We start from the raw sequence: 22,600 nt of genomic DNA on the forward strand, positions 1-22,600 counted from the left end.
CGACTGCTCCGGCGGATTGGCCGCGGCGATGATCACGACACCCTCCGGCAGCTCGAGGTCGCCCACGACCCGCTCCAGCACGACCCGCAGCAGCGCCGCCTGCACGGCGGGAGGCGCGGTGGAGATCTCGTCCAGGAAAAGGATCCCCTGTCCGGACGAGGCCAGCCTGTGCGCCCACCTGGGCGGCGCCAGCAGCACGCCGCCGTCGATCACGACCGGGAGCCCGGCGAAGTCCGAGGGCTCACGGATCGCGGCGATGACCGTCTCGCACGGCAGGCCGATGGACTCCGCCATCGCACGGATGGCCGAGGTCTTGCCCGTGCCCGGCGCGCCCCACAGAAGGACCGGCACTCGGGCGGCCACGGCCACGCCGAGGGCCTCTGTGATCACATTTTGTCCGGACAAGGTCCACCCCTGGATCGCCGATTAGGACCCCCAGCATGATGCAGCGGCGGCCGCGCCGCTCAAGATCGCCGAAGAGGCTGCGCTACAGGCTGCGGCAGACGCCGGCAAACACACCGGACGCGCGGTCGATTGCAGGGGCGTCCACGTCGGCGTGGGTGACGAAGCGGACGAGGCCCGGCGCGATCAATCCCGCCAGCACTCCCTCCTCGCGCAGCCCGGCGAGCAGGCGCGTGTGATCGACACCCGCGCGCGCGGCATCGAACACGACCATGTTCGTCTGGACGCGGTCCATCGGGACACAGCCTTCCGGAGCCACCTCGGCCAGTCCCTCGGCGAGCCGGCGCGCGTTGGCGTGGTCGGTGTGCAGCCGGTCACGCATCGTCTCCAGACCCACCAGCCCCGCGGCGGCGACGACCCCCGCCTGCCGCAGCGCGCCCCCGAAGATCCGGCGGTACGTCCACGCACGCTCGACCATCTCGGCGGACCCGCACACCAGCGACCCCATCGGCGCGCAGAGGCCCTTGTACAGCGACAGGGTCACCACGTCGCAGTGGCGGGCGTAGGCGGCCGGCTCGGCCCCCGTGGCGGCGCAGGCGTTGAACAGGCGTGCGCCGTCCAGAGCCACGGGCATCCCGGCCTCCCGGGCGACGGCGGCAACGGCGGCGACCTGCTCCGGCTGCCACACGGTCCCGCCGGCGGCGTTGTGCGTGTTCTCCAGCGCGACCAGGACGGTGTCCGGCTGGAAGGGGTCGTCCGGACGCAGGGCCGCGCGGACGTCGTCCGGATCCATCACACCCGCCCGCCCGCCGATGCCCCGGAGCTGGACCTGCGACAGCAGCGCCGATGCGCCGGACTCGTGGTGGATCAGGTGACAGTCGGACTCGCAGATCACCTCGCCGCCGCGCTTGGCGTACACGGCGATGGCAATCTGGTTGGCCATCGTGCCGGTCGGGACGAAAAGCGCTGCCTCCATCCCGAGCAGCCCGGCGGCGGCGTCCTGCAGGCGGTTGACCGTGGGGTCCTCGCCGTAGCAGTCGTCCCCTACCTCGGCCTCCGCCATCGCCCGCCTCATCTCAGGCGTGGGGACCGTGACGGTGTCCGACCTCAGGTCCACCAGCCCGGACGTCACCCTGCCTCCCCGGGCACCGCGCGGTCGTCCTCGCCCGGCAGGGCGAACCACCGGCGCGTGAGGAGGTAGGCCAGGGCCCCGCTGATGACCAGCAGCGCCGCGGGCCCGGCGGCCAGCGCGCGCGACGACACGAGCGTCGCCAGGAGGCCGAGGGTGGCCACGCCGGCGTTGCCGAGGGACACGAGAAGCGCGAGCGTCCGGCCCCACCGCGTAGCGGTCCAGAGCCCGGCCGCACAGGCCCCGAACAAAAGCGCGTAGAACAGGCTCGTGGTCTGGACCTCGCGACGTCCCAGTCCCGTGGCGGCCATGGCGAAAAAGGCGGCCGAAGGCACCGCGAAGACCGCGGCCAGGGCGCGGAACGCCACGCGGTTCGGCACGGGGAGACGGGAGCCGTCAGCCAAAGAAGACTTCCGCCACCTCGAAAAGCTTCGGGTCCACTGTCTTCAGCCGGGCCGTGGCCTCCTCGAGGTCCACCGTCACGACGTCGGTCCCGCGAAGCGCGACCATCACCCCGAAGTTGCGCTCGTGCACCGCGTCGATGGCGGCCACACCGAAACGGGTGGCCAGGACGCGGTCGAAGGCGGTTGGGGTACCCCCTCGCTGCACGTGACCGAGGATCGTCACGCGCGTCTCGAATCCCGTCCGGGCCTCCAGCTCGGCCGCCAGCGTGTTGGCGATGCCGCCGAGGCGGACGTGTCCGAACTCGTCGGTCCCCTGCTCCTGCACGCTCAGCGTCCCCTCCGCCGGAGTGGCGCCTTCGGCCACCACGACGATTGAGAATGTCCGGCCGCGGGCCGTCCGCATCTTCACCCGGCGCGCCACCTCGTTGATGTCGAACGGCCTCTCCGGGATGAGCACGATGTCGGCTCCCCCGGCGATGCCGGCATAGGTGGCTATCCAGCCGGCGTGGCGTCCCATGATCTCCACCACCATCACGCGGTGGTGCGACTCCGCGGTGGTGTGAAGCCGGTCGATGGCCTCGGTCGCGATCTGCACGGCGGTGTCGAATCCGAACGTGTAGTCGGTGCCCGACAGGTCGTTGTCGATGGTCTTCGGCACGCCCACGACGTTGACCCCCTCAGCGGCGAGCTTTGCCGCCGCCCCGAGCGTGTCCTCGCCTCCGATCGGGATGAGCGCCTCGATCTTGTGCGCGCGCAGGTTATCGATCACGCGCGCGGCGCCGTCGGATGTCTTATAGGGATTGGTGCGCGAGGTCCCGAGGATGGTGCCGCCGCGCGGCAGGATCCCGCGGATCGACTCCAGCGTCAGCTGCTCGACATCGCCTTCCATCGGCCCCCGCCAACCGTCGCGGAAGCCCATGATCACGTGGCCGTGGACGTCCACGCCCTTGCGGACGATGGCACGGATGACCGCGTTCAGACCCGGGGCGTCGCCGCCGCCGGTCAGGACTCCCACACGCATTGCCGCACCTCGTCTTCGGACCCGTGAGCGCCCATGATGCCCGCATCGATGCGCCCACCGCAGCCTTTGCACGGAAACCGCGTCGGATAGCATCTGCGGCATGCCGCTGTTCGGACGTCGCGGCGCTCCGAAGGAGCCCGAGCCGCAAGGACCACCGCCCGAGGACCTCGTCCGGCTGTACCTGCGCGGCCAGAACCTCGAGCAGGTTCGCCGGACCGACGAGGCGGTTGCGCTTTACGAGCAGGGGGTCGCGGCCCGCTTCGACGCCGCGGGACCGTACGACCGCCTGATCCATGTCTACCGGACGCGGTCCGCACACGCCGACGTCGTCCGCGTCGCGTCGGCGGCGCTGGAGTTCGTCCGCAGCCACGATGCCAAGCGCGACTGGTACGAGACGGTCCGCCGGGAGGCCGAGGTCCTTCTCGCGCGCCGGCCGGACCCGTCGGGGGCCGAGTTCTAGGCCCCCATGCCCAAGGTCCTGTCGATAGACGCCGGGACCACCGGCGTAACCGTCCTGGTCGTCGGCGAGGACGCGCGCGTGCAAGCAAGCGGCTACCGCGAGTTCCCACAGCACTTCCCGCACCCGGGCTGGGTCTCCCACGACGCAGACCAGATCTGGACGGCGACCGTCGATGCTGCCGACGACGCCATGCGCGGCGTCGCCACCTCCGACATCGCCGCCATCGGGATCACCAACCAGCGCGAGACGGCTGTCGTCTGGGACAGGACCACCGGCAGACCGATCGACCACGCGGTGGTGTGGCAGTGCCGCCGGACGGCCCAGCGCTGCGACGAGCTCAAGACCTCCGGACACGAGCCTCTGATTCGCAGCCGGACGGGGCTGGTGGCCGATGCCTACTTCTCCGGGACGAAGGTCGAGTGGCTGCTGGACAACAACCCCGGCGCCCGCGAGGCGGCCGAGCGCGGGGACCTGGCCTTCGGGACGATCGACTCGTGGCTGGTGTGGAAGCTGTCCGGCGGACGCGCGCACGTCACCGACCCGTCCAACGCCTCGCGGACGATGCTGTTCGGCCTGGAGTCGCTGTCCTGGGACGAAGAGATGCTGCGACTGCTCAACGTCCCGGCCCCCGTGCTGCCGGAGGTGAAGCCGTCCAGCGGACGCTTCGCCGTCACCGACCCCGAGTCGTTTTTGGGCGCGGCGCTGCCGGTGTCGGGCATCGCGGGGGACCAGCAGGCGGCGCTGTTCGGACAGGGCTGCTTCACCCCCGGACGATCAAAGAACACCTACGGCACGGGCTCGTTCCTGCTCATGAACACCGGACCCACGCCCCCGCCCCCCGCCGGGGGACTTCTGTCGAGCGTTGCCTGGACCATCGACGGCCGCACCGACTACACGCTGGAGGGATCGATCTTCGTCACCGGCGCCGCGCTGCAGTGGCTTCGCGACGGCCTGGGGATCATCTCGTCCTACGACGAGGCCGAGCCGCTCGCGAAGTCGGTGGACGAGACGGGAGGCGTCGCCTTCGTGCCCGCGTTCGTGGGTCTCGGCTCCCCCCACTGGGACCAGCGCGCGAGAGGCACGATCGCCGGGCTCACGCGCGGGACGACCCGCGCGCACATCGTCCGAGCCGCGATCGAGTCAATGGCGCACCAGTCCCAGGACGTCATCGAGGCGATGGTGGACGCTGCGGGAGCCGCTCCGAGCGAACTGCGTGTGGACGGCGGGGCCGTCCGGATGGACCTACTGTGCAGTCTGCAGGCGGACCTGTCCGGCATTCCCGTGCTGCGTCCGCAGGTGCGGGAGTCCACGGCGATGGGCGCGGCCTTTCTGGCCGGACTCGCGGAGGGCGTGTGGGACGGCATCGAGTCACTGGACTCGGTGTGGCGACTGGACCGCCGCTTCGAGCCTTCAATGAAGCCGGGGGACAGGCAGGCACACCGGGAACGCTGGCGGCGGGCGCTCGACCGCTCCCGCGACTGGGTGCGGGATTGAAGCACCCCCTTACATCACACTCAACAATCGTTGACTCCTGCATCATGGGTGGATGAGCGTGGAGGTCGTCGGCAGGTCCCGGCACCGGCCCATCAGGTTCTCCCGGTGGCTGTGGATGCCGGCGGCCGCTGCGGTGGCCGCGGGGTCGGCCTTTGCGGCCACCGGCCAACGGTTCGTTCCTCCCGCCGCCCCCGGCCCCCAGGCGCCGCTGGTCGCGGACACGCCCGCGGCGACACATTCCCCGACCCCCGCGCCCACTCCCGCCCGCCCTCCCGTGGCGGCCGTCGGCAAGGCCGAGATCCTGGAGGCCGAAAAGCGGCTGTCGGAGCTCGGCTACTGGACCGGACCCGTGGACGGGGTCATGGACGCAGGCAGCCGCCACGCCGTCATGGCCTTTCAGAAGGTCGAAGGCAAGCCCCGGACCGGCACCCTCAAGGCAGCCGACGTCGAGGCCATGCGGACCGCATCGCGTCCCGCGCCCCGGGTGAAGGGGGCCAGGCACGCGGAGGTGGACCTTCGCCGGCAGGTCCTGTTCATGGTCGACGGCTCGGGGACCGTGGAGAAGATCGTCCCGATCTCAAGCGGCAACGGAAAGAAGTTCACGTCCCAGGGCTACACGCGACGTGCCGTCACACCGCGGGGCCGGTTCAGCGTCTCCCGCAAGATCACCGGCTGGCGCCGCAGCCCGCTGGGGCTGCTGCACTTCCCGAGCTACATCGTCGGCGGCATCGCGATCCACGGAGCGCCGTCGGTCCCGGCCGGACCCGCCAGCCACGGGTGCATCCGTGTGCCGATGTCGTTCTCGCAGGCGCTCAGCGGCATGCTGCCCGTGGGCACGGTCGTGGTCGTCCACGACGGCGGCCCGATGGTCCAGGAGCAGGACGTCGCCTCGCCCCCGGGAGCCGACACGCCGGACGCCGCCGCCCCGGCAACCGCGCCGCCCTCGCAGGAGCCTTCGGCCCGTCCGGCCACACCGGCGCCTTCGCCTTCGCCCACGCCGAGGCCCTCGCCCACCCCCCAGACGGTGCCGACGGCGCCGCCCCAGCCGACGAGTTCGCCGGGGCCCTAGCCGGACGTCAGGCTGAGACGGACACTCCCGCCAGCTGCCGCAGCTCCGCAGCGGGCTTCGGCTTGCGGTCGGCGTAGCGGTCGACATACTCCTGGCCCGACATCTCGCGGATCTCGTACATCAGCGCGTCCACGAAGTTTCGCAGGGCCATCGGCTCGTGCTCGCCGGAGGACGGGACCGTCATCGGACGCCCGAACGACACGCCCACTCGACCGGACATCCTCGGCATCTTCGAGTCCTTCGGCATGACATCGCCCGTCCCGACCAGTCCCACCGGGATGATGGGGCAGCCGGCCCGCAGAGCCATGCGCGCCACGCCCGTCTTGCCGCGGTAAAGGCGGCCGTCCGGGGACCTCGTCCCCTCCGGGTAGATGCCGAGCAGTCCGCCCGCTCCCAGCACACGGATCCCGGCCTCCAGAGCCGCCTGGGCCTTCTCCGCGTCCTGACGGCGGACCGGTATCTGGCCCACGGTCTCGAAAAACCAACGGGTGCGCCAGGAGTCCCAGTACTCGGCCTTCGCGAGGTACGTGACCCTGCGCGGGACCGACAGGGGGATGAAAAACGAGTCCAAAAACGAGATGTGGTTTGCGGCCAGGATCGCCGGACCGGACGCAGGGAGGTTTTCCACACCCGTGATGCGCACTTCGTAGGCCGTGCGCATGGCGGTTCCGAGGACCGCTTTGAGGACGCGGTAGGCGGCGCGGCTGTACGCCGGGAAGAGTCCCTCCACCGGCTCCCGCAATTCCGACCCCCTCAGTTTGAGCACGCGGTTATAAGTATGGCTCCCATGGCGAGGTTCCTGCCCCCCACCGGCTACGACCCCGACGACGCGAGGCGCCGGGTACGGGCAATCGTCCGGGCGCTGGAGAAGGCACATCCGGACCCGCGGCCGGCTCTGATCTACTCAGACCCGTTCCAACTGCTGATCTCGGTCATCCTTTCGGCGCAGACCACCGACATCTCCGTCAACGCCGTCACCCCGGAGCTGTTCCGGCGCTACCCCACTCCGCACGACCTGGCGGCCGCTGACCCTTCCGAGGTCGAGGTGATAGTCCGGTCAACCGGCTTCTTCCGCCAGAAGACGAAGTCGATCATCGGTACGTCCCGGGTGCTGGTGGACAGGTTCGGCGGCGAGGTGCCGCGGACGATGGACGAACTCCTGACGGTCCCGGGGGCGGCACGAAAGTCCGCCAACGTCGTCCTGGCGCACCTGTGGCCGCGTCCGGAGTCCGACCACGGGATCTTCGTGGACACCCACGTCCGCCGCACGAGCCTGCGTCTGGCGCTGACCGACTCCGAGGACCCGGTGAAGATCGAGCGGCACCTGATGGACCTGCTTCCGCAGAACCGCTGGGCCCGCACGCCCCACCAGTTGATCATGCTCGGCCGCGGCCCCTGCAACGCCAAGGCTCCGCGGCACGAGGAGTGCCCGCTGCTGAAGTGGTGCCCGACGGGGTTGCTGGCAACGGGGGCCGGGCCAGCGGGGACGGGCGGAGCCGGGGCCGTCAGGGCGAAGGGGAAAGGATCGGCCGCAGAATCTCGGCCACGGAGGCGCCGGCCACTTCCATGAGCTCCGGGTAGACCCTCAGCACAGGACGGCTCTCGGCGTCCAGCAGGCCCTCCGGCGACGCGGGCGACGCCCAGAGGACGGCCTGTCCCGGAGTCGCCGCGACGCTGGCCGCCAAGTCGTCCTGCTCCTGCGCCGTCCTGCCCAGCGACGGGATCACCGGCCCGATGTGGGGATGATCCCGGAGAGCCCGGGCGATGGCTCCCCTGGCGAACGGCCGGGGGTCGACCACCCCGCAGCGAAACCGCCTGGCCGCCACCGCCCCCGCCCCCGCCTTGAGCCCGCCCAGTCCGAGCGAGGGCCAGTCCTCCACCACCACCACGTCGCGTCCCACCAGCTGCGATCCCTCGGGCACACCGACCGGCAGGTCGGCGAGCGTGAGCGACGCGTCCGGCGCGACGTCGGCGATCAGGTCCTCCCACTCGCGCACCCGCCCCTCGGGGGCCGAGTCGACCTTGGTCACGACCACCGCGTCCGCCGACGCCAGCCGGTCGCGCGAGAGCTCGTCCGGACCGCGCATCGCATCCACGGCCACGATGTGAAGGTCCGGACGCACCCAGGGGGCAGCCGAACCCCCGCCGTCCCAGACCACCACCTGGGCAGCCGACGACGCTTCCTGGAGCATCGCCCGGGGGTCGAGACCGGTGGCGACCGGGACCCCCGCACCCAGCAGCGGGGCAAGCTCCTCGCGCTGGTCCATTGGACGAGGCCCGGACAGCTCCCTCGGGTCGTGCAGGAGATGCGTCCCGGCAGCCTGGGGCCAGTGCAGGAGGCTGGACTGCGGGTGGCGCACCACCGCCACCGGCACCCCCGACCGGCGCAGCGCGCGGACGACCCGTCGCGCCACAGCGGTCTTGGCCGACCCGGTGCGGGTGGAACTCACGGCGACCACCGTCACTCCGTCCGCGGCCCCCAGCATCGGCGGCTCCTGTCGGCTGATGGTCAGTCCGCGGTCGCGGGCCCAGCTCGCCACAGCCGCGCGCGTCGACGGCTCGCCGGCCAAAAGCCGAACCTCGTCGGCGTCCGGATCGTCCGGGAGCGCCTCCACGGGCAGCACGGGCCGGCCCGCTGGAGTCGAGGCGGGGACGGCCAGTCCCTCGACGGCGAGCGCCGTGATGTCCGGGTCCAGCGACGCCGCGACGAGGCACGCCCCACCCTCGCCTGCTGCCAGCACCCCCACGCCACCCTCCCGATAACCTGAGCGCCGTGAAGGCCACGGGCGCGGCGAAGGCTACCAGCGTCGCCTGGCTGGTTACGGCTGCGCTCATCGCCACCGCCGTCGCGGGATGCGCCAGAGGTGAAGCCCCCTACGCCACGCCGGCCGCGACGGCCTCATCCCGCGGCTCCAGCCCCACGCCCGAAACCGGCCCCGCGGCATCTCCACCCGAAGGACGGGCACCGGCAACCGGCTCCACGCCACGCGCCACGGCCCGGCCTTCCGCGGCTCCCGCGGCACAGTCGCCGGAGGCCGCCGTCCGGGGACTGCTGGATGCCATCGACAGAGAGGACTACGCGACCCAGCGGCTGTACTCGTCCGGACCGGCCTCCGCGCTGGTGTTCGTGAGGGACGTGATCGACCAGGAGAACTCCAGGCGCGGCGCGTCCACGGACAACTCGGTCAAGGTCGTCGAGCCGCCAAAGGTCATGTCCTCCGACGACCGCTCGGCCCGGGTCTCGGTCAAGGCCGGACTGACCGGGGCGGTGTCGGGACCCGAAGGAAACCTCACCTCCGACGACGTGCTCGAGGGGCCGGTGGAAGTGCGCAGGGACGGGGGCTCGTGGAAGGTGACCGACTTCGTTTACACCGGGGGGCGGCTGTCCGAGAACCACTTTGAGATGGGCGCGAGGCAGTCCAAGGAGGGCTTCACCCTCACCGCGCGGGCCGCCCTGAGCTACAAAAAGACCACGGTCGTGCTGATCGCCTTCTCCAGCGACGGGGGCGAGACTGCGCCACTGTCGGTCACGGGGGCGACTCTCATTGACGCCGCCGGCAAGGAGCACACCAGAAACCAGGCCGCCTTCGAGTCGGCCGCCGCGCCGTCCGGGTTTTTCGGCTTTGAGCGAGTGGAGGGCCGGCCGTCGGCGCTGCGCGTGGAAGTGAAACGGCAGGACAAACCCCGCACCTGGACCTACGACCTGCGGACGTGACGAGGCCCGGCTCCCTCACGGGAGCCGGGCCTCAATTCGATGCCGAGCCTGTTACGGAAGCTTGACGGTGGTTCCCGCCGGCGACAGGCAGATGGTGACGGGGGCGCTGGTGTTGTTCGGGTTGATGTTGGCCTGGCCGTTCAGCGTGGCGCCCGTGGTCTTGTCGGCGGCGCCGTGGACGGTGATGCCGTTGCTCGTGCTGGCGTCCACCTGGATGTAGCCGCGGCCGGACTCCTCGCCGACGGTGGCCGAGCCCGTTCCCTGGCTCATGTACAGCGCGCCGGAGCCGTTGCGGTCGCCGGCAGCGGTCCCATCCTGGCTGGCGCCGGGGACGTTGCATCCACCGAATCCTGCCTGAGCCGGGGTGCCCGACATCGTCGCCGCCACAGCCGCGGCCGCGACGGTGATCCAGATCTTGCGCATTGTTCCTCCTAGATCGACCGGGCGCGCCGTTCTCGTACGCCCGCCCTCGGGTGACGACTAGCCATTCGGCGCCGTCGAGCAATTTCCTTCGGGTGCAAAGCAAAGGGGGAGCGCCCGTCCCGGCGCTCCCCCTCGATTCCTGTGTGACCTACGGGGTGAGCGACTCCAGCGTGCAGTACGTTGCGCCGGATCCGCCGTCGTTGAACCAGGCGTCCTGGCAGCCGAGCGAGGCGGGGCTGACCGCGACCGGCCTGCTCTGGATGAACGTGAGGTTCGGGTCGGTGACACGGCCCGTGGTGGAGCGGCCGCGAATCACGTCCCCGGACGCGCCCGCAAGCGCACCGGCAAAGTGGTACGTAGTTGCGTTGCCGGCCAGCAGCCGCGACGACAGGATGTTCGAGCCGGGGTAGATGAAGTTCGAGTTGAACTCCACGTCCGGCGAGGCGAGGCAGCCGATCTCATTCGTGACACGCGTCGGGTTGCCCTGGTGGTAAATCTGGCCTCCCTGCGGGTCGTCGATCGGCTGGTCGAAGATGACGCCGGTCTGCGAGAACACGTACACGTTCTGGTCGCACTGGCCTGCGACAGCGGGCGAGCCGCCGACGGGGACCAGCACCGACAGCATCCCTGCCGCGGCAGCGGCGAGGGCGATGCGGAGCTTGATTGACATGAGCGTCCTCCTCAGGACTGAAGCTTCAGACGTTGTAGTGATACGGGGACCAGGTCCGAATTCCTGCCGGACGTCTGAAATTCGGCCACGGCCCCCTGCCTGCTACCCTCCGCCGCGATGAGCGACTCGATCCTGCTGGAGCGCAAGGGGCGCGTGGCCGTACTGACGCTCAACGTCCCGGACAAGCGCAACGCGATGTCCGCCGAGATGACCGGCCGGTTCCCGGAGGCACTTCGGGAGGTGGCCGCGATGGACGGCGTCCGGGCCCTCGTGGTCACCGGGGCCGGCAGCGCCTTCTGCGCGGGCGGGGATCTGGGGTTCCTGCACTCCGGCCCCCGGGACGTCCCCACGATCCGGGACAAGATGACGTCGTTCTACCCGAGGTTCTCGGCGCTGCTGGATCTGGACATCCCCACGATCGCCGCGATCAACGGTCCGGCCATCGGGGCGGGCCTGTGCCTGGCCCTCATGTGCGACCTGCGCGTGGCCGCCGACGACGCGCCCATGAGCATGCCGTTCGTCCGGATCGGGATCCACCCGGGAATGCTGGCCACCGCGCTTCTGTCGCGGGCCGTGTCACACACCTGGGCGGCGGAGATGCTGTACACCGGCCGCAACGTCACGGGGGCCGAGGCCGCCGGCATCGGACTCGTCAATCGCACCGTGGCGCGCGACCGGGTGCTGGACGAAGCCCTGGCGCTGGCCGGGGAGGTGGCGGCGAACGCGCCACTGGCCCTGCGCTACGTCAAGCAGGGACTTCGCCACGCCTTCCGTCGGACGATGGACGAAGCGGCGGCCTGGGAGGGGTTCGCGCAGCCGGTGACCATGGCCACCGACGACGTCATCGAGGGACTGAAGGCGGTCCGGGAGCGGCGCTCACCCGAGTTCGAGGGCCGCTGAGCTACTGCCCGAGCAGCCCCAGGATCCCGATGATGATCAGGTAGATCGCCACGATGTAGGCGAGAAGCCGTGGGCGGATCAAGATCAGAATCCCGGCCACGAGTGCCAGGACCGCCGGGATGTCGAAGTTGAGACTCACCTCTCGACCCTGGGCCAGCAGAACAGCGAAACTTCGCATCGACGCCTCCCGTCAACCCAGCTTCTGCAGCCGGGGCCTGAGCTCACTTTCCCAGAACCGGAACAGGCCCTCCTGGTCCGGCCCCACCTGGTGAATGTAGACGCGGTCGATTCCCGCTTCCAGGAACTTCGAGATTCTGTCGACGTGGCGGTCGGGGTCCGGACCGCATGGGACCGACTCCGCGACATCGTCCTGGGTCACCTTCTGCGACGCCTGCTCGAAGTGGGCCGGCAGGGCCAGTTCCTGCGACAGCTGGCCGGTCAACGCCGCGTTCGGCCACCACTCGTGTGCCGTCTTGCGGGCCTGGGCCTCCTCGGGGGCCCAGCAGACCGTGACCTGGCCGTAGATCTCACCGCTTCCGCCGGCCTTGCGGTACGCCTGGACCGTCTTTTCGTCGGGCGCCGTCGTGATCAGGCCCTCCCCCACGCGGCCTGCGAGCTCGGCGGACTTGGGGCCCGAGGCGGCGACCATGATCGGCGGGAGCTGTTCGGGCAGCGTGTAGATCCGGGCGTTCTCCACTGTGTAGTGGCGACCGCGGTGGCTCTGCGATCCCCCTCGCCACAGCAGCCGGATGACCTCTATGGCCTCCTCGAGCATCTCGAGGCGAACGTCGATCGGAGGCCACCTGTCGGCCAGGATGTGCTCGTTGAGGTTCTCGCCGCTGCCGACTCCGAAGAAGAACCGCCCCGGCATCATGGCCGCACTGGTGGCGGCGGCCTGCGCGAGGATCGCCGGGTGGATCCGGATGGTCGGGCAGGTGACCCCGGTTCCCAGCCGCAGGCGCTCCGTGGCCTGGGAGATCCCCCCGATGATGTTCCAGACAAACGGGCTGTGGCCCTGGCGGTCCACCCACGGGTGGTAGTGATCCGAGATCAGGGCGAAGCTGAACCCCGCGTCCTCGGCCATCTTCGCGTTGCGGACGAGGTCCCGCGGGGCGTGCTCTTCGCTTGAAATGGCGTAGCCGAACTCCGCCACCTGATCCTCCGCGCTGCCGGCCGGCGGCCGTCCGCGCTACTTGTCCTTGGTGGTCGCGTTCTTGATGGCGTCTCCGGCTCGTCCGGCCAGGTCACCGGCCTTGTCGCCGAGGTCGTCGGCTTTCTGCTTGACCTCCGCCGTGCCTTCCTCGATCTTGCCCTCGCGCTTGAGGTCGCGATTGTCGGTGAGGTCCCCGGCCGCCTGCTTGGCCCGGCCCTTTAGCTCTTCGGCCTTGTTGCTCAGGTCGTTGTCGCCCATGTCGCCTCCCGTGCCGTGGGTCCGGTCGGACCCCCTGGGTCACTCTTTCCCCGCTCGGTCGGAGCGGAAACAGGCCTTGAGCAGCAGGAACGCGGGAAACGAAAAAAGCCCCGGAATGGCCGAGAGGGAGCGCGACGCGGGTCTGGGTCGCGCTCCCTCTGGACGCTGGGGCACAGGTGAGATACCCGGCTCCCCCCGAGTCCAAACCTGTTTCCCAAAAAACTTTTTTCGGCCCCCCGGGGCCGGGGGTAGGATCGGTCCGTGGCACGGAAGTCCCGGGGGTCGCCCTACACGGTGCAGCACCCGGTGGAGCTTCCCGCGGTACGGGACGGCCAGCACTGGCGGCTGGAAGCCGGGGACCGCAGCCTTCGGCTGTCCAACCTTGACAAGGTCTACTGGCCCCGGGACGGCTACACCAAGGGCGACCTGCTCTCCTACTACTACGGCATCGCCGATTTCATCCTGCCCTACCTCGCCCAACGGCCACTGACCAGAAAGCGGATGCCGGAGGGGGCGGAGGGACCCTTTTTCTACGAAAAGAACGCACCCGTCCATACCCCGGACTGGATGCCCAGGTGCAAAGTGGCCTCGGACGAGGGCGGGGGCGTCAACGACTTCCTCATGGCCCAGGACGTGGCCTCCCTGCTCTACGTGGTCAACCTGGGCTCGATCGAGTTCCATCCGCTGCACTCCCGGTGCGCAACCATCGAGCTGCCCGACTACCTGTTCTTCGACCTGGACCCCATGGGCGACGCCACGTTCTCCGACGTCCGGGCGGTCGCGCACCACGTCCGGGCCGCCCTGGACGCCCTGGGGCTTGTCTGCTACCCGAAGACTTCCGGGGCCACGGGGATGCAGATCTACGTCCCGCTGATCCACGGCCCTTCATACGACCAGACCAGGGACTTCGTCGGCGCCGTGGGCCGGGCGATCCTGCGGGCGGACAGGAGCCGGGTGACGATGGAGTGGGACATCTCCAAGCGCGGCGACAAGATCTTCATCGACCACAACATGAACCGCCGCGGCCAGAACATCGCCTCGGTCTACTCGGCCCGCCCGGAGCGCGGCGCGACGGTGTCGATGCCCCTGACCTGGGAGCAGGTCGAGGCCGGGGCGTCTCCCGCCGACTTCACGATCCTCAACGGCCGCGAGCGCGCGGCGCAGGTAGACCACCTGTTCCGCCCCGTCCTGGAGGCTCCGGTGGACCTGCGCCCGGCGATGGAAAGGCTTGGGATGGCCGCCGACTTCGAGTTGACGGGGCGCCCGCCACAGGCGGAGGCCGGGGAGCGCTCGCTGGACGAGTACGCCCGCAAGAGAAACTTCGCGGCCACCCCCGAGCCGGCCGGCTCGAGCGAACCACCGGACGGCAACCGGTTTGTCATCCAAAAGCACGACGCGACGCGACTTCACTACGACCTCCGGCTGGAGCGCAGCGGCGTTTACGTGTCCTGGGCCGTGCCGAAGGGACTGCCGACGGTCCCGGGACAAAGGCACTTGGCCGTCCAGACCGAGGACCACCCGCTGGACTACGGCGGCTTTGAGGGCTGGATCCCGGAGGGCAACTACGGAGCGGGAGAAGTCCGGATCTTCGACCGCGGGACCTACGACACGCTGGAGTGGGAGCCGGGCAAGATCATGATCCGGCTGCACGGGACCCGCCACCGCGGCGAGTACCACATGGTCCGGACGGCCCAGGGGTGGCTGGTGATGCTGTCCAAGCGGTCGGCGCAACTCCAGCCGGACCCACCCCCGGAATTCTCGCCGATGCTCGCGGAGGCCGGGCACAAACCGTTCGACGACGACGAGTGGCGGTTTGAGCCGAAGCTCGACGGAATCCGGACCCTGGCCTACGTGACCCCCGAGGGCACCCGGCTTGTGTCCCGGACGGGTCGCGACCAGACGCATATCTACCCGGAGCTGGCCAGCCTCGCCCAGTTCGTCAATGCGCTGTCGGCGGTGGTGGACGGCGAGATCGTCGCTTCCGACGACTCCGGCAGGCCTTCGTTCGAGCGTCTGCAGCAGCGGATGAACCTCACGGGGTCCGCCGACATCCAGCGAATGCGAAAAACGGTTCCGGTGACGCTTTTCGCCTTCGACCTGCTCTGGCTGGATGGCCGCAGCCTGCTGGCCGAGCCCGTCGAGGAGCGCCGACGCCTGCTCGAGGGCGTGGCGACGGAGACCGGGAGGCTCCGGCTGACGCTGCACCGCGACGGCCAGGGCAAGTCGATGTTCGCCGCCGTGAAAGCCATGGGGCTGGAGGGCATGATCGCCAAGCGCCTCGGCTCCCCCTACCTGCCCGGACAGCGTTCACGGGACTGGCGGAAGGTCAAGGCCCTGAAACGGACGTCGTGCGTCGTGCTGGGCTGGACGTGCGGTTCAGGCTCGCGCTCGACGACGTTCGGCTCCCTTCTGGTGGGGGCCCACGAGGACGGCAGGCTCGTGTGGCTCGGCCAGGTGGGAACCGGCTTCACCGAGCCGGTCCTCAAGGACCTGCTGGCAAAACTGGTCCAGCTCGAAACCGGCGAGCCCGCTGCCGGCGACCCAGCGCTGGCAGCCCTGAAGGGGGGCCGCTGGGTGCGTCCTGAGCTCGTGTGCGACGTCGAGTACCTGCAGCTCACGGCGGGGCGCAAGCTGCGGGCTCCCTCATTCAAGGGACTGCGCCCGGACAAGTCTCCGGCCGATTGCACAGTCGAGGAGGCGGCAGGATAATTGCACGCCCCCGGGCTGCCGGCCGGGGAGGACTCGTTGGGGCTCATCCAGATGAAAGGACCCGTGTCCAAGTGACGGAGGGTCTCGTGTCGCGCGGACAACCGGCCCGCCTGGACGCCCGCGCCCTTCACCAGGAGGCCGTGGCGAAGCTGGGTCTGCGCGCCCTGGAGGTCTCGGATCTCGGCACGCTGACGGCGGAGGCGGTGCGGGTCGTGGCGGAGACCCTGGGCACGGACTCGGCGGGCATCCTGGAGGCGCTGCCGGACGGCGCGACCATGAAATTTCTCGCGAGCTGGGGGTGGGAGGACCCACCCGCCGAGGTAGCCGTCGCGCCGGGGTCACAACTCGAATTCACGCTGCGGGCCGCCGGTCCGGTGGTCGTCGTGGACCTTCCAACCGAGACCAGGTTCGACCCGGCCCCCGAGCTGCTGCGGCGTGGGTTCGTCAGCGCCCTGAGCGTCGCGATCCATCACCGTGAGGGAAGGTTCGGCCTGCTGGGGACGCATCACCGGTCCGCCCGGACATTCAGCACCGACGACGAGACGTTTCTGCAGTCGGCGGCAAACGTCCTCGGAGCGGCCGCCGCCCGTATCCAGGCGGAGCAGCGCGAGCGGCAGGCCCGCGCGGAGGCGGAGGTGGCCCAGCAGCGTCTCGCACTGGTCGCAGAGGTCAGCACGGCCGCGGCCAGCTCGCTCGACTACCGCGAGACGCTCAAGGCCATAAGCAGGGCGGGGGTCGCGCTTTCGGACTGGTGTCTCGTGCACCTGGCCGGCGACGACGGTGAGATCTGGCAGGTCGCCGTTTCCCACCCCGACCCGGAAAAGGAGCGGCTCGCGCTTCAGATCGCGGAGTACTACCCGCTGGACCCCGCCGCCACCCGGGGCGTCCCGAACGTCATCCGCACTGGGCAGGCGGAGGTCGTCCAGGACGTCGAGGCGTCCCTCCCAGGGGCGCAGGGCGTGGAGGCCGACCACCTCCGGTTTTTGTGGTCGCTTCAAATCCGCTCTTCGATCTGCGTCCCCTTGAGCGCGCGAAACACGACGGTCGGCGCCATCACGTTCGCTTCCACCAAGCCGGGACGGCGCTACGGCCCCGACGACGTGGCGCTGGCCCAGGAGCTGGCCCGCCGGGCGGCGCTGGCGGTGGACAACGACAGATTGTTCCGGGAGTTACAGGAGGCAGAGGGCCGGGTCCGGGCGCTGCTGCAGACGCTGGACGCCGTCGTGTGGGAGGCCGACCCCGACACGTTCTCCTTTTGCTTCGTCAGCCAGGGGGCCGAGGACATCCTCGGCTACCCGCCGGAGCACTGGGTGGCAGACGCTGACTTCTGGAAGTCCCTGATACACGCGGAGGACCTGGAAGAGGTCCGGAACTGGCTGGCCGACCTGCGCGCACAGCCCGGCAACGGCTCCGACCGCGAGATCGAGTACCGGGCGAAGTCCGCCCAGGGGCAAACCGTGTGGCTGCGCAACGTCGCCCACCTGGTCGCCGGAGGCCACGGGTCCGGACTGCTGCGCGGGTTCATGGTCAACATCACCAAGACCAAGCAGGGAGAGGCGAGGCAGTCGGCCGAGGGCGCAGCCGCGCGGGCGCTGGCCGAGGCGTCCACGCTCGCCGAGGCCGCGCCGGGGATTCTGGAAGGCATCTGCCGCTCGATCGGATGGGCCGCCGGCGCCCTGTGGATGACCGGCGAGGACGGCGTGCTCCGGTGCCTTGAGACCTGGAACGCACCAACCCTGGATCTCGCCGGGTTCTGGACCCAGAGCAGAGAACTCGAGCTCAGGGCCGGGGAGGGCCTGCCCGGCCGCGTGCTCGACGCAGGGACGTCATGGCTCGAGGACGTGACCCAGGACCCGGGCTTTGCCAGGGCTGCGGCCGCCTCCACCTCCGGCCTCCGGTCGGCCGTGGCCTTCCCCGTGGAGACGGGCGGCCAGACGGTGGGTGTCATGGAGTTTTTCACGGAGTCGGTACGTGAGCCGGACGAGGACCTGCTGCGGATGATGTCGTCGATCGGGGGCCAGATCGGTCAGTTCCACGAACGGGCCGAAGCGGAAAAGCGTGCGGAGCGGGCACTGCGCGAAGACGAGGAGCGATTCGCGTTCCTCGCGGGCGCCAGCACGCTTCTCGCAGGTTCGCTGGACGTGCAGGCGACGCTGGACAACGTCACCAGGCTGGCGGTCCCCTACCTGGCGGACTGGTGTGTCGTGGACCTGCTGGACAGGTCCGGACTTCGCCGGATGTCGCTGCACCACTCCCGTCCCGGCGCCGATGCGCTGCTCGAGGAGCTGGACCGCCTGTACCCGCGACAAGCCGACGCCCCCTTCGGCGCGCCGAATGTCGTGCGCACCGGCGTCTCCGAGCTGCTCGAGGAGATACCCAAGGAGATGCTGACCGGGATCGCCAAGGACGCAAGGCATCTGGAGATACTCCTCAGCCTCGGGATCACCTCCGCGATGATCGTCCCGTTGATCGCCCGCGGGCGGACGCTCGGAGCGGTCACGTTCGCCTCGTCGACGACGGGAAGGCGTTACGGCAGATCCGACCTTCGTCTGGCCGAGGACCTCGCCTCGCGGGCCGCCCTCGCCGTGGACAACGCCCGCCTTTACGACGACAAGGCGCAGGTCGCACGGACCCTCCAGCAGAGCCTGCTGCCTCCCGAGACTCCGCGCATCCCGCATCTGGACGTGGCGGCCCGCTACCACCCCGCAGGCGAGGGGCTGGAGGTCGGGGGCGACTTCTACGACATCTTCCCGGTGGGCCGTAAGACCTGGGCCCTGACGATCGGCGACGTGTGCGGCAAGGGGGCCGAGGCGGCCGCGCTGACCGCTCTGGCCCGGTACACGGTCAGGACGGCGGCGATGTTCCCCCGTGAGCCCCACCAGATCCTGTCACTGCTCAACGAGGCCGTCCGCCGGCAGCGGACCGACGACAGGTACTGCACCTGTGTATTCGCCAAGATCGACCCGTCCCCGAGGGGGGCCAAAGTGACTCTGTCGTGCGGGGGGCATCCGCCGCCCTACCTGGTTCAGCGGTTCGGCAAGGTGGACAAGATCCGGTGCCAGGGCACGCTGCTTGGTCTTTTCCCGGACGTGTCGCTCAACGACGCCCATGTCGAGCTGACACCCGGGGACGCGCTGGTTTTCTACACCGACGGAGTCACGGAGGGCCGGGGGAAAACGGTCCCGTTCGGCGAGGGGATGCTGAAGACGGTCCTGACGCGGACCATCGGAAAGGATGCCGACGCCACGGCGAGAGAGCTGGAGAAGACGGTTCTGGACTATCAGAACGGAAACGCCTCCGACGATATGGCGATCGTCGTCATCAAGGCGCCGCTGAGAAGCTAAGAAGCGGCGGCGGTCCGGTCGTCCAGAGCCAACTGGAAGCTGACGGTCATTCCGCCGTCCGGATTGCGGATCACCTCAGCATCCGGGAAAAGCGACCTGATGAGCATGAGCCCGATGCCGCCCTCGAACAGCTCCGGACTGTCCGGCGACAGGATCGGGGTCTGCACCGGGGGGGGGTTGGTGGGGGCCTCGAAGCCCTCGCCGGCGTCGATGATCTCGTAGCGCAGCGTGCTGGTCCCCTGCCGCACGACCACTTGGATGGGCTCGTTGACGGCGGAGTTGCGGTGAGCCTTGATCGCGTTGGAGCAGGCTTCGGAGATGGCTACCTTGACGTCCTGGATGCGTTCCTCGTCGGCCTGGAAGTGCCGGGCTACGGCGGCGCCGAAAGCACGAGCCGTTCCTACGTAGCGTGGCTCGGGCCTCAGGCTGAGGTTGAACCCGTCACTTGCGTCTCGTTGGCGCTCCGCCAACATCCAGTCTCCCCGCTGTCCGACGTTCACGCGCCACTCAGACGCGCGATCATCATCCCACAGGTCCGGCCCTGCCAAACCTGCTGCGTCGGGTAGTACCCTGTTCGCCTGCGAGGCAAACGTCGAGTCATAGCCCAGAGGAGCTCATGAGCAGCGGAAACGGGCAGATGCACGAGGCAGTCTCGGTAAGGATCCCGCTGCGCCCTGAGTACCTGCACATCCTGCGCACGCTGGCGGCCGAGATGGCAGCCCGCATGGACTTTTCCTACGACGCCGTGGACGACCTGCGCCTCGCGGTAGACGAGGCGGGCTCGCAGCTGATGGCGGCCAAGTCGGAGTCGCGACAGCTGTGCATGAAGATCAGCGACGACGACGACCGGCTCGAGCTGGTCGTCTGCACCGACGCTCCCGCGCAGCCGTGGCCACCGTCCGGCCTGCGGCACACGCTCGCCTGGCAGGTCCTGTCCAGCCTCGTCGACGAGGCGCTCTTCACCGTCGATGGAGAGGGCTCGGCCGTCCGGATGAGCAAACGGGGAGTGCGGTGAGCAGGGAGCAGGAAGCGAGCACAGAACCCATACAGCACGCGGCTCCGGAGGCCCGTTGGCCCGCGGGCTCGTCCGCTCTCGAGGAGGCTCCCTCGGGCGACGGCGTCAAGGCCGGGACGGATGACGATGCCGCCCCGGCCGACGACCCGGACGTCCAGGCCGCGCTGTCGGACATGTCCGACCTGCTGGACGTGGACCCGGTCACCCTCGACGAGCGCTCCCGGGCGCTGTTCGCCCGCATGCCGGACGAGCAGGCCAGAAACGATCTTGTCGCGCTGTACCACCCCCTGGCGGAGTACCTTTCGTCCCGCTTCCGGGGATACGGGGAGTCCAGCGACGACCTCGGACAGGTCGCCAGCATCGGGCTGATCAAGGCGATCGACCGGTTCGACACCGAACGCGGCGTCAAGTTCTCGACCTACGCCACACCAACGATCGTCGGGGAGCTCAAAAGGCATTTCCGCGACCGCTGTTGGGCAATCCGGGTGCCCCGACGTCTGCAGGACCTGGCCCTGCAACTGCGCGACGTCCTTTCGTCGCTCAACCAGGAGATCGGCCGCTCCCCCACCATCGCCGAGATCGCGGAGCGCGCCGGGCTGACCACCGAACAGGTCCTGGAGGGCATGGAAACCATGCAGGCGTATTCCGCCTCTTCGCTGGACACACCCGCCGAGGCCGAGTTCGAGACGTCACTGATCGACACGCTGGCCGACCCCGACGAGTCGATCGAGCTGGTGGAGGGCTGGGCCGACCTCGGCCCCCTGATCCGCAGGCTGCCGGAGCGCGAACGCAAGATCCTGTACTACAGGTTCTTCCGGGGGCTTAGCCAGAGCCAGATAGCCGAGCAGCTCGACATCAGCCAGATGCACGTGTCCAGGCTGCTGTCGCGCACGCTTTCGATGCTGCGCGCCAACCTCGGCGACCTCGACGGTTAGTCCTTCCGAGCCGCAAGCGGCGCAACGCTTTTGGGATTGTGCGCGGCGGCCGTGTCCTAACCCGCTGCGAGCCGCTCCAGCGCCATCCAGCCCGCCCCCACCATCCCGGCCTCACCGCCCAGCTCCGCGGCAACGATGTCCGGAAGCGGCCGGTAGTCCGGTGCCTCGACTCGCTCGCGCATCGCCCGGACCGCGCGATCGGCGAGCAGGTCCCATTCGCGCGCCAGTCCGCCACCCACCGCAATCCGCTCGGGGTCGAACACGTTCACAAGCGACGCAAACCCCCAGCCGATCCACTCCGCCAGCCGGTTGACGATCCTCACGGCGACCTCGTCGCCGTCCCTCGCGGCGCGGGTGACCGTCTCGCCGCGCAGGGAGCCCGCCCCGACTGCCGCGAGCGCACCTGTGGCCCCCGCGCCGAGTTCCTCGCGAGCCATGCGCTCCAGCGCCCGGCCCGAGGCGAACTGCTCCCAGCACCCGAGCCTGCCGCACCCGCACAGGGGGCCGTCCGGGTCCGCCAGCATGTGCCCTATCTCCGCCGCGCCGCCGTGCGCCCCCCGGTAGGGGCGTCCGTCGATGACGATGCCGCCGCCGACGCCGGTGCCGAGGGTCACGCAGATGAAGTGCCTGGTCCCCTTGCCGGCACCGAAGCGGTGCTCGGCCCACGCGGCGCAGTTGGCGTCGTTGTCCACCACGACGGGACGTCCCACGGCACCGGCAACCACCTCGCGCATCGGGACGTCGCGCAGGCCGGTATTGGGCCCGTACAGGTAACGTCCGGACTCGAAGTCCACGATGCCTGCCGCGCCGACACCGACGGCTGCCGCATCGGGCGCGTCCAGCCGCCCGACCAGGTCCCGGACCGCACGCTCCAGCTCGGCCGCGTCGTCCAGGTCGCTCGGCATCCGCTCGGACCTCACAACGCGGCCCAACTCGTCGACCACGCCGGCGGCGATCTTCGTGCCGCCGAGGTCTATGCCGATGGCCTCAGCCACCGGGAGCGCCGGCCGGTGCCTCCGGGTCCGCGGCGTCGCCCGGACGGGGGCGGGCCGGTGTTCCTCGGATCTGGATCGACTGAAGCTGGTCGGGCACTCGCCGGGAGTCCAGGTCGGTGGCGATCTCGGCCAGGCCCTCGATGACCGTCCGCAGCGCCAGCCCGACCTCCCTGGCCGCCCGCAGCAGGTGCTCGGTCGTCTCCGGGCCCACCCGTCGCACCACGGAGGTCACGACGTCGGCGAGACCCGCGGCGCAGTCCTGAGCAGCGGCTGTCACGTCGTCCCGGTCCTCCGGCTGCTCGCCGTCCCACCCGGGTGGGTCATCGGATTGCCGGTTCATCTCCATCCTTCCCGAACGTGATCCTCAATACGGGACCGTCAAAGGCAGCGTCCATCACCTGCCGACGGCGAAGCGACTGCGGCAGCACGAGCGACCGCCTGTAGGACCCGACCGTCACGATCAGCTCCTCGCCCCGCCTGGACAACTCCAGCCTGCCTTCGGCA

25 protein-coding genes are annotated in these 22,600 nt (G+C 69.9%); 10 read left to right on the forward strand and 15 right to left on the reverse strand.

Features of this window, described 5'->3' with window-relative positions:
• The 4 genes from VNE62_13215 to VNE62_13230 form a co-directional block, all read right to left on the reverse strand.
• On the reverse strand, positions 1-390 hold a 390-nt coding region (locus VNE62_13215; GenBank protein ID HVE93240.1), incomplete at its 3' end, for a MoxR family ATPase.
• 97 nt (positions 391-487) lie between these two features.
• Positions 488-1,534: a threonine aldolase family protein gene (locus tag VNE62_13220; protein ID HVE93241.1), complete on the reverse strand. Its 1,047-nt coding sequence runs from the start codon at positions 1,532-1,534 to the stop codon at positions 488-490.
• Entirely contained in the window at positions 1,531-1,911 is a 381-nt protein-coding gene (locus VNE62_13225; protein HVE93242.1) for a hypothetical protein, read from the reverse strand. Before VNE62_13225 ends, VNE62_13220 begins: the two co-directional genes overlap by 4 nt.
• Positions 1,912-1,927: 16 nt before the next feature.
• Positions 1,928-2,956 (reverse strand): ATP-dependent 6-phosphofructokinase, encoded by a 1,029-nt coding sequence (locus VNE62_13230; protein HVE93243.1) that lies wholly within the window; start codon positions 2,954-2,956, stop codon positions 1,928-1,930.
• 100 nt (positions 2,957-3,056) lie between these two features.
• Between VNE62_13230 and VNE62_13235 the strand changes: the two genes are divergently transcribed.
• From VNE62_13235 to VNE62_13245, 3 genes are read left to right on the forward strand one after another with little or no spacing between them, the layout of a single operon-like run.
• The gene (locus tag VNE62_13235) at positions 3,057-3,416 is read left to right on the forward strand and encodes a hypothetical protein (protein HVE93244.1); all 360 of its coding nucleotides are present in this window, start codon (positions 3,057-3,059) and stop codon (positions 3,414-3,416) included.
• 6 nt (positions 3,417-3,422) lie between these two features.
• Positions 3,423-4,910 (forward strand): glycerol kinase GlpK, encoded by a 1,488-nt coding sequence (glpK, locus tag VNE62_13240; protein ID HVE93245.1) that lies wholly within the window; start codon positions 3,423-3,425, stop codon positions 4,908-4,910.
• Positions 4,911-4,962: 52 nt separating this feature from the next.
• Entirely contained in the window at positions 4,963-5,979 is a 1,017-nt protein-coding gene (locus VNE62_13245; GenBank protein HVE93246.1) for a L,D-transpeptidase family protein, read from the forward strand.
• A gap of 7 nt (positions 5,980-5,986) precedes the next feature.
• On the opposite strand, the gene VNE62_13250 is transcribed toward VNE62_13245, so the two are convergent.
• Positions 5,987-6,745, reverse strand: a complete 759-nt coding sequence (locus VNE62_13250) for a lysophospholipid acyltransferase family protein (protein HVE93247.1) — start codon at positions 6,743-6,745, stop codon at positions 5,987-5,989.
• Positions 6,746-6,766: 21 nt separating this feature from the next.
• Between VNE62_13250 and nth the strand changes: the two genes are divergently transcribed.
• Complete coding sequence (gene nth, locus VNE62_13255; protein HVE93248.1) at positions 6,767-7,549, forward strand: endonuclease III; 783 nt, start codon at positions 6,767-6,769, stop codon at positions 7,547-7,549.
• Here nth and VNE62_13260 read toward each other — a convergent pair.
• Complete coding sequence (locus VNE62_13260; GenBank protein ID HVE93249.1) at positions 7,485-8,726, reverse strand: hypothetical protein; 1,242 nt, start codon at positions 8,724-8,726, stop codon at positions 7,485-7,487. The two genes, nth and VNE62_13260, sit on opposite strands and share 65 nt — an antisense overlap.
• A 26-nt stretch (positions 8,727-8,752) precedes the next feature.
• Between VNE62_13260 and VNE62_13265 the strand changes: the two genes are divergently transcribed.
• The gene (locus tag VNE62_13265; GenBank protein HVE93250.1) at positions 8,753-9,694 is read left to right on the forward strand and encodes a hypothetical protein; all 942 of its coding nucleotides are present in this window, start codon (positions 8,753-8,755) and stop codon (positions 9,692-9,694) included.
• A gap of 51 nt (positions 9,695-9,745) precedes the next feature.
• Here the strand turns inward: VNE62_13265 and VNE62_13270 are convergent, their stop codons facing one another.
• Both VNE62_13270 and VNE62_13275 read right to left on the reverse strand, forming a co-directional pair.
• Positions 9,746-10,117: a hypothetical protein gene (locus tag VNE62_13270; protein ID HVE93251.1), complete on the reverse strand. Its 372-nt coding sequence runs from the start codon at positions 10,115-10,117 to the stop codon at positions 9,746-9,748.
• Between the two features lie 148 nt (positions 10,118-10,265).
• Positions 10,266-10,787 (reverse strand): hypothetical protein, encoded by a 522-nt coding sequence (locus VNE62_13275; protein ID HVE93252.1) that lies wholly within the window; start codon positions 10,785-10,787, stop codon positions 10,266-10,268.
• 117 nt (positions 10,788-10,904) lie between these two features.
• On the opposite strand from VNE62_13275, the gene VNE62_13280 reads away from it, so the two are divergent.
• Complete coding sequence (locus tag VNE62_13280) at positions 10,905-11,687, forward strand: enoyl-CoA hydratase/isomerase family protein (GenBank protein HVE93253.1); 783 nt, start codon at positions 10,905-10,907, stop codon at positions 11,685-11,687.
• A 1-nt stretch (position 11,688) separates the two neighbouring features.
• On the opposite strand, the gene VNE62_13285 is transcribed toward VNE62_13280, so the two are convergent.
• Genes VNE62_13285 through VNE62_13295 form a run of 3 tightly spaced genes read right to left on the reverse strand, consistent with a single transcriptional unit; the run spans position 11,689 to position 13,098 of the window.
• Positions 11,689-11,826 (reverse strand): DUF3096 domain-containing protein, encoded by a 138-nt coding sequence (locus VNE62_13285; protein ID HVE93254.1) that lies wholly within the window; start codon positions 11,824-11,826, stop codon positions 11,689-11,691.
• 51 nt (positions 11,827-11,877) lie between these two features.
• Positions 11,878-12,840, reverse strand: coding sequence for a TIGR03557 family F420-dependent LLM class oxidoreductase (locus tag VNE62_13290; GenBank protein ID HVE93255.1), 963 nt, complete (start codon positions 12,838-12,840; stop codon positions 11,878-11,880).
• A gap of 36 nt (positions 12,841-12,876) precedes the next feature.
• Positions 12,877-13,098, reverse strand: a complete 222-nt coding sequence (locus VNE62_13295) for a CsbD family protein (GenBank protein HVE93256.1) — start codon at positions 13,096-13,098, stop codon at positions 12,877-12,879.
• Positions 13,099-13,359: 261 nt separating this feature from the next.
• Between VNE62_13295 and ligD the strand changes: the two genes are divergently transcribed.
• Together ligD and VNE62_13305 are read left to right on the forward strand one after the other, a co-directional pair.
• Positions 13,360-15,807 (forward strand): non-homologous end-joining DNA ligase, encoded by a 2,448-nt coding sequence (ligD, locus tag VNE62_13300; protein HVE93257.1) that lies wholly within the window; start codon positions 13,360-13,362, stop codon positions 15,805-15,807.
• 71 nt (positions 15,808-15,878) lie between these two features.
• Positions 15,879-19,151, forward strand: coding sequence for a GAF domain-containing protein (locus VNE62_13305; GenBank protein HVE93258.1), 3,273 nt, complete (start codon positions 15,879-15,881; stop codon positions 19,149-19,151).
• Here the strand turns inward: VNE62_13305 and VNE62_13310 are convergent.
• Positions 19,148-19,624, reverse strand: a complete 477-nt coding sequence (locus VNE62_13310) for an ATP-binding protein (GenBank protein HVE93259.1) — start codon at positions 19,622-19,624, stop codon at positions 19,148-19,150. The two genes, VNE62_13305 and VNE62_13310, sit on opposite strands and share 4 nt — an antisense overlap.
• A 143-nt stretch (positions 19,625-19,767) precedes the next feature.
• Here VNE62_13310 and VNE62_13315 point away from each other — a divergent pair, with 143 nt between their 5' ends.
• A complete protein-coding gene (locus tag VNE62_13315) occupies positions 19,768-20,166 on the forward strand; it encodes an ATP-binding protein (GenBank protein ID HVE93260.1) in 399 nt (132 codons plus the stop codon).
• Positions 20,163-21,101, forward strand: coding sequence for a SigB/SigF/SigG family RNA polymerase sigma factor (locus tag VNE62_13320; GenBank protein HVE93261.1), 939 nt, complete (start codon positions 20,163-20,165; stop codon positions 21,099-21,101). The genes VNE62_13315 and VNE62_13320 overlap by 4 nt, the downstream gene beginning before the upstream one ends.
• Before the next feature lie 56 nt (positions 21,102-21,157).
• On the opposite strand, the gene VNE62_13325 is transcribed toward VNE62_13320, so the two are convergent.
• From VNE62_13325 to VNE62_13335, 3 genes are all read right to left on the reverse strand, one after another.
• Positions 21,158-22,096, reverse strand: a complete 939-nt coding sequence (locus VNE62_13325; protein ID HVE93262.1) for an ROK family glucokinase — start codon at positions 22,094-22,096, stop codon at positions 21,158-21,160.
• Complete coding sequence (locus tag VNE62_13330) at positions 22,089-22,436, reverse strand: hypothetical protein (GenBank protein HVE93263.1); 348 nt, start codon at positions 22,434-22,436, stop codon at positions 22,089-22,091. The genes VNE62_13325 and VNE62_13330 overlap by 8 nt, the downstream gene beginning before the upstream one ends.
• Positions 22,417-22,600, reverse strand: a 184-nt coding sequence (locus tag VNE62_13335) for a hypothetical protein (protein HVE93264.1), incomplete at its 5' end; no start/stop codon positions are given. The genes VNE62_13330 and VNE62_13335, both read right to left, overlap by 20 nt.

It is taken from the genome of Actinomycetota bacterium, assembly GCA_035536535.1.
Classification (GTDB): domain Bacteria; phylum Actinomycetota; class JAICYB01; order JAICYB01; family JAICYB01; genus DATLNZ01.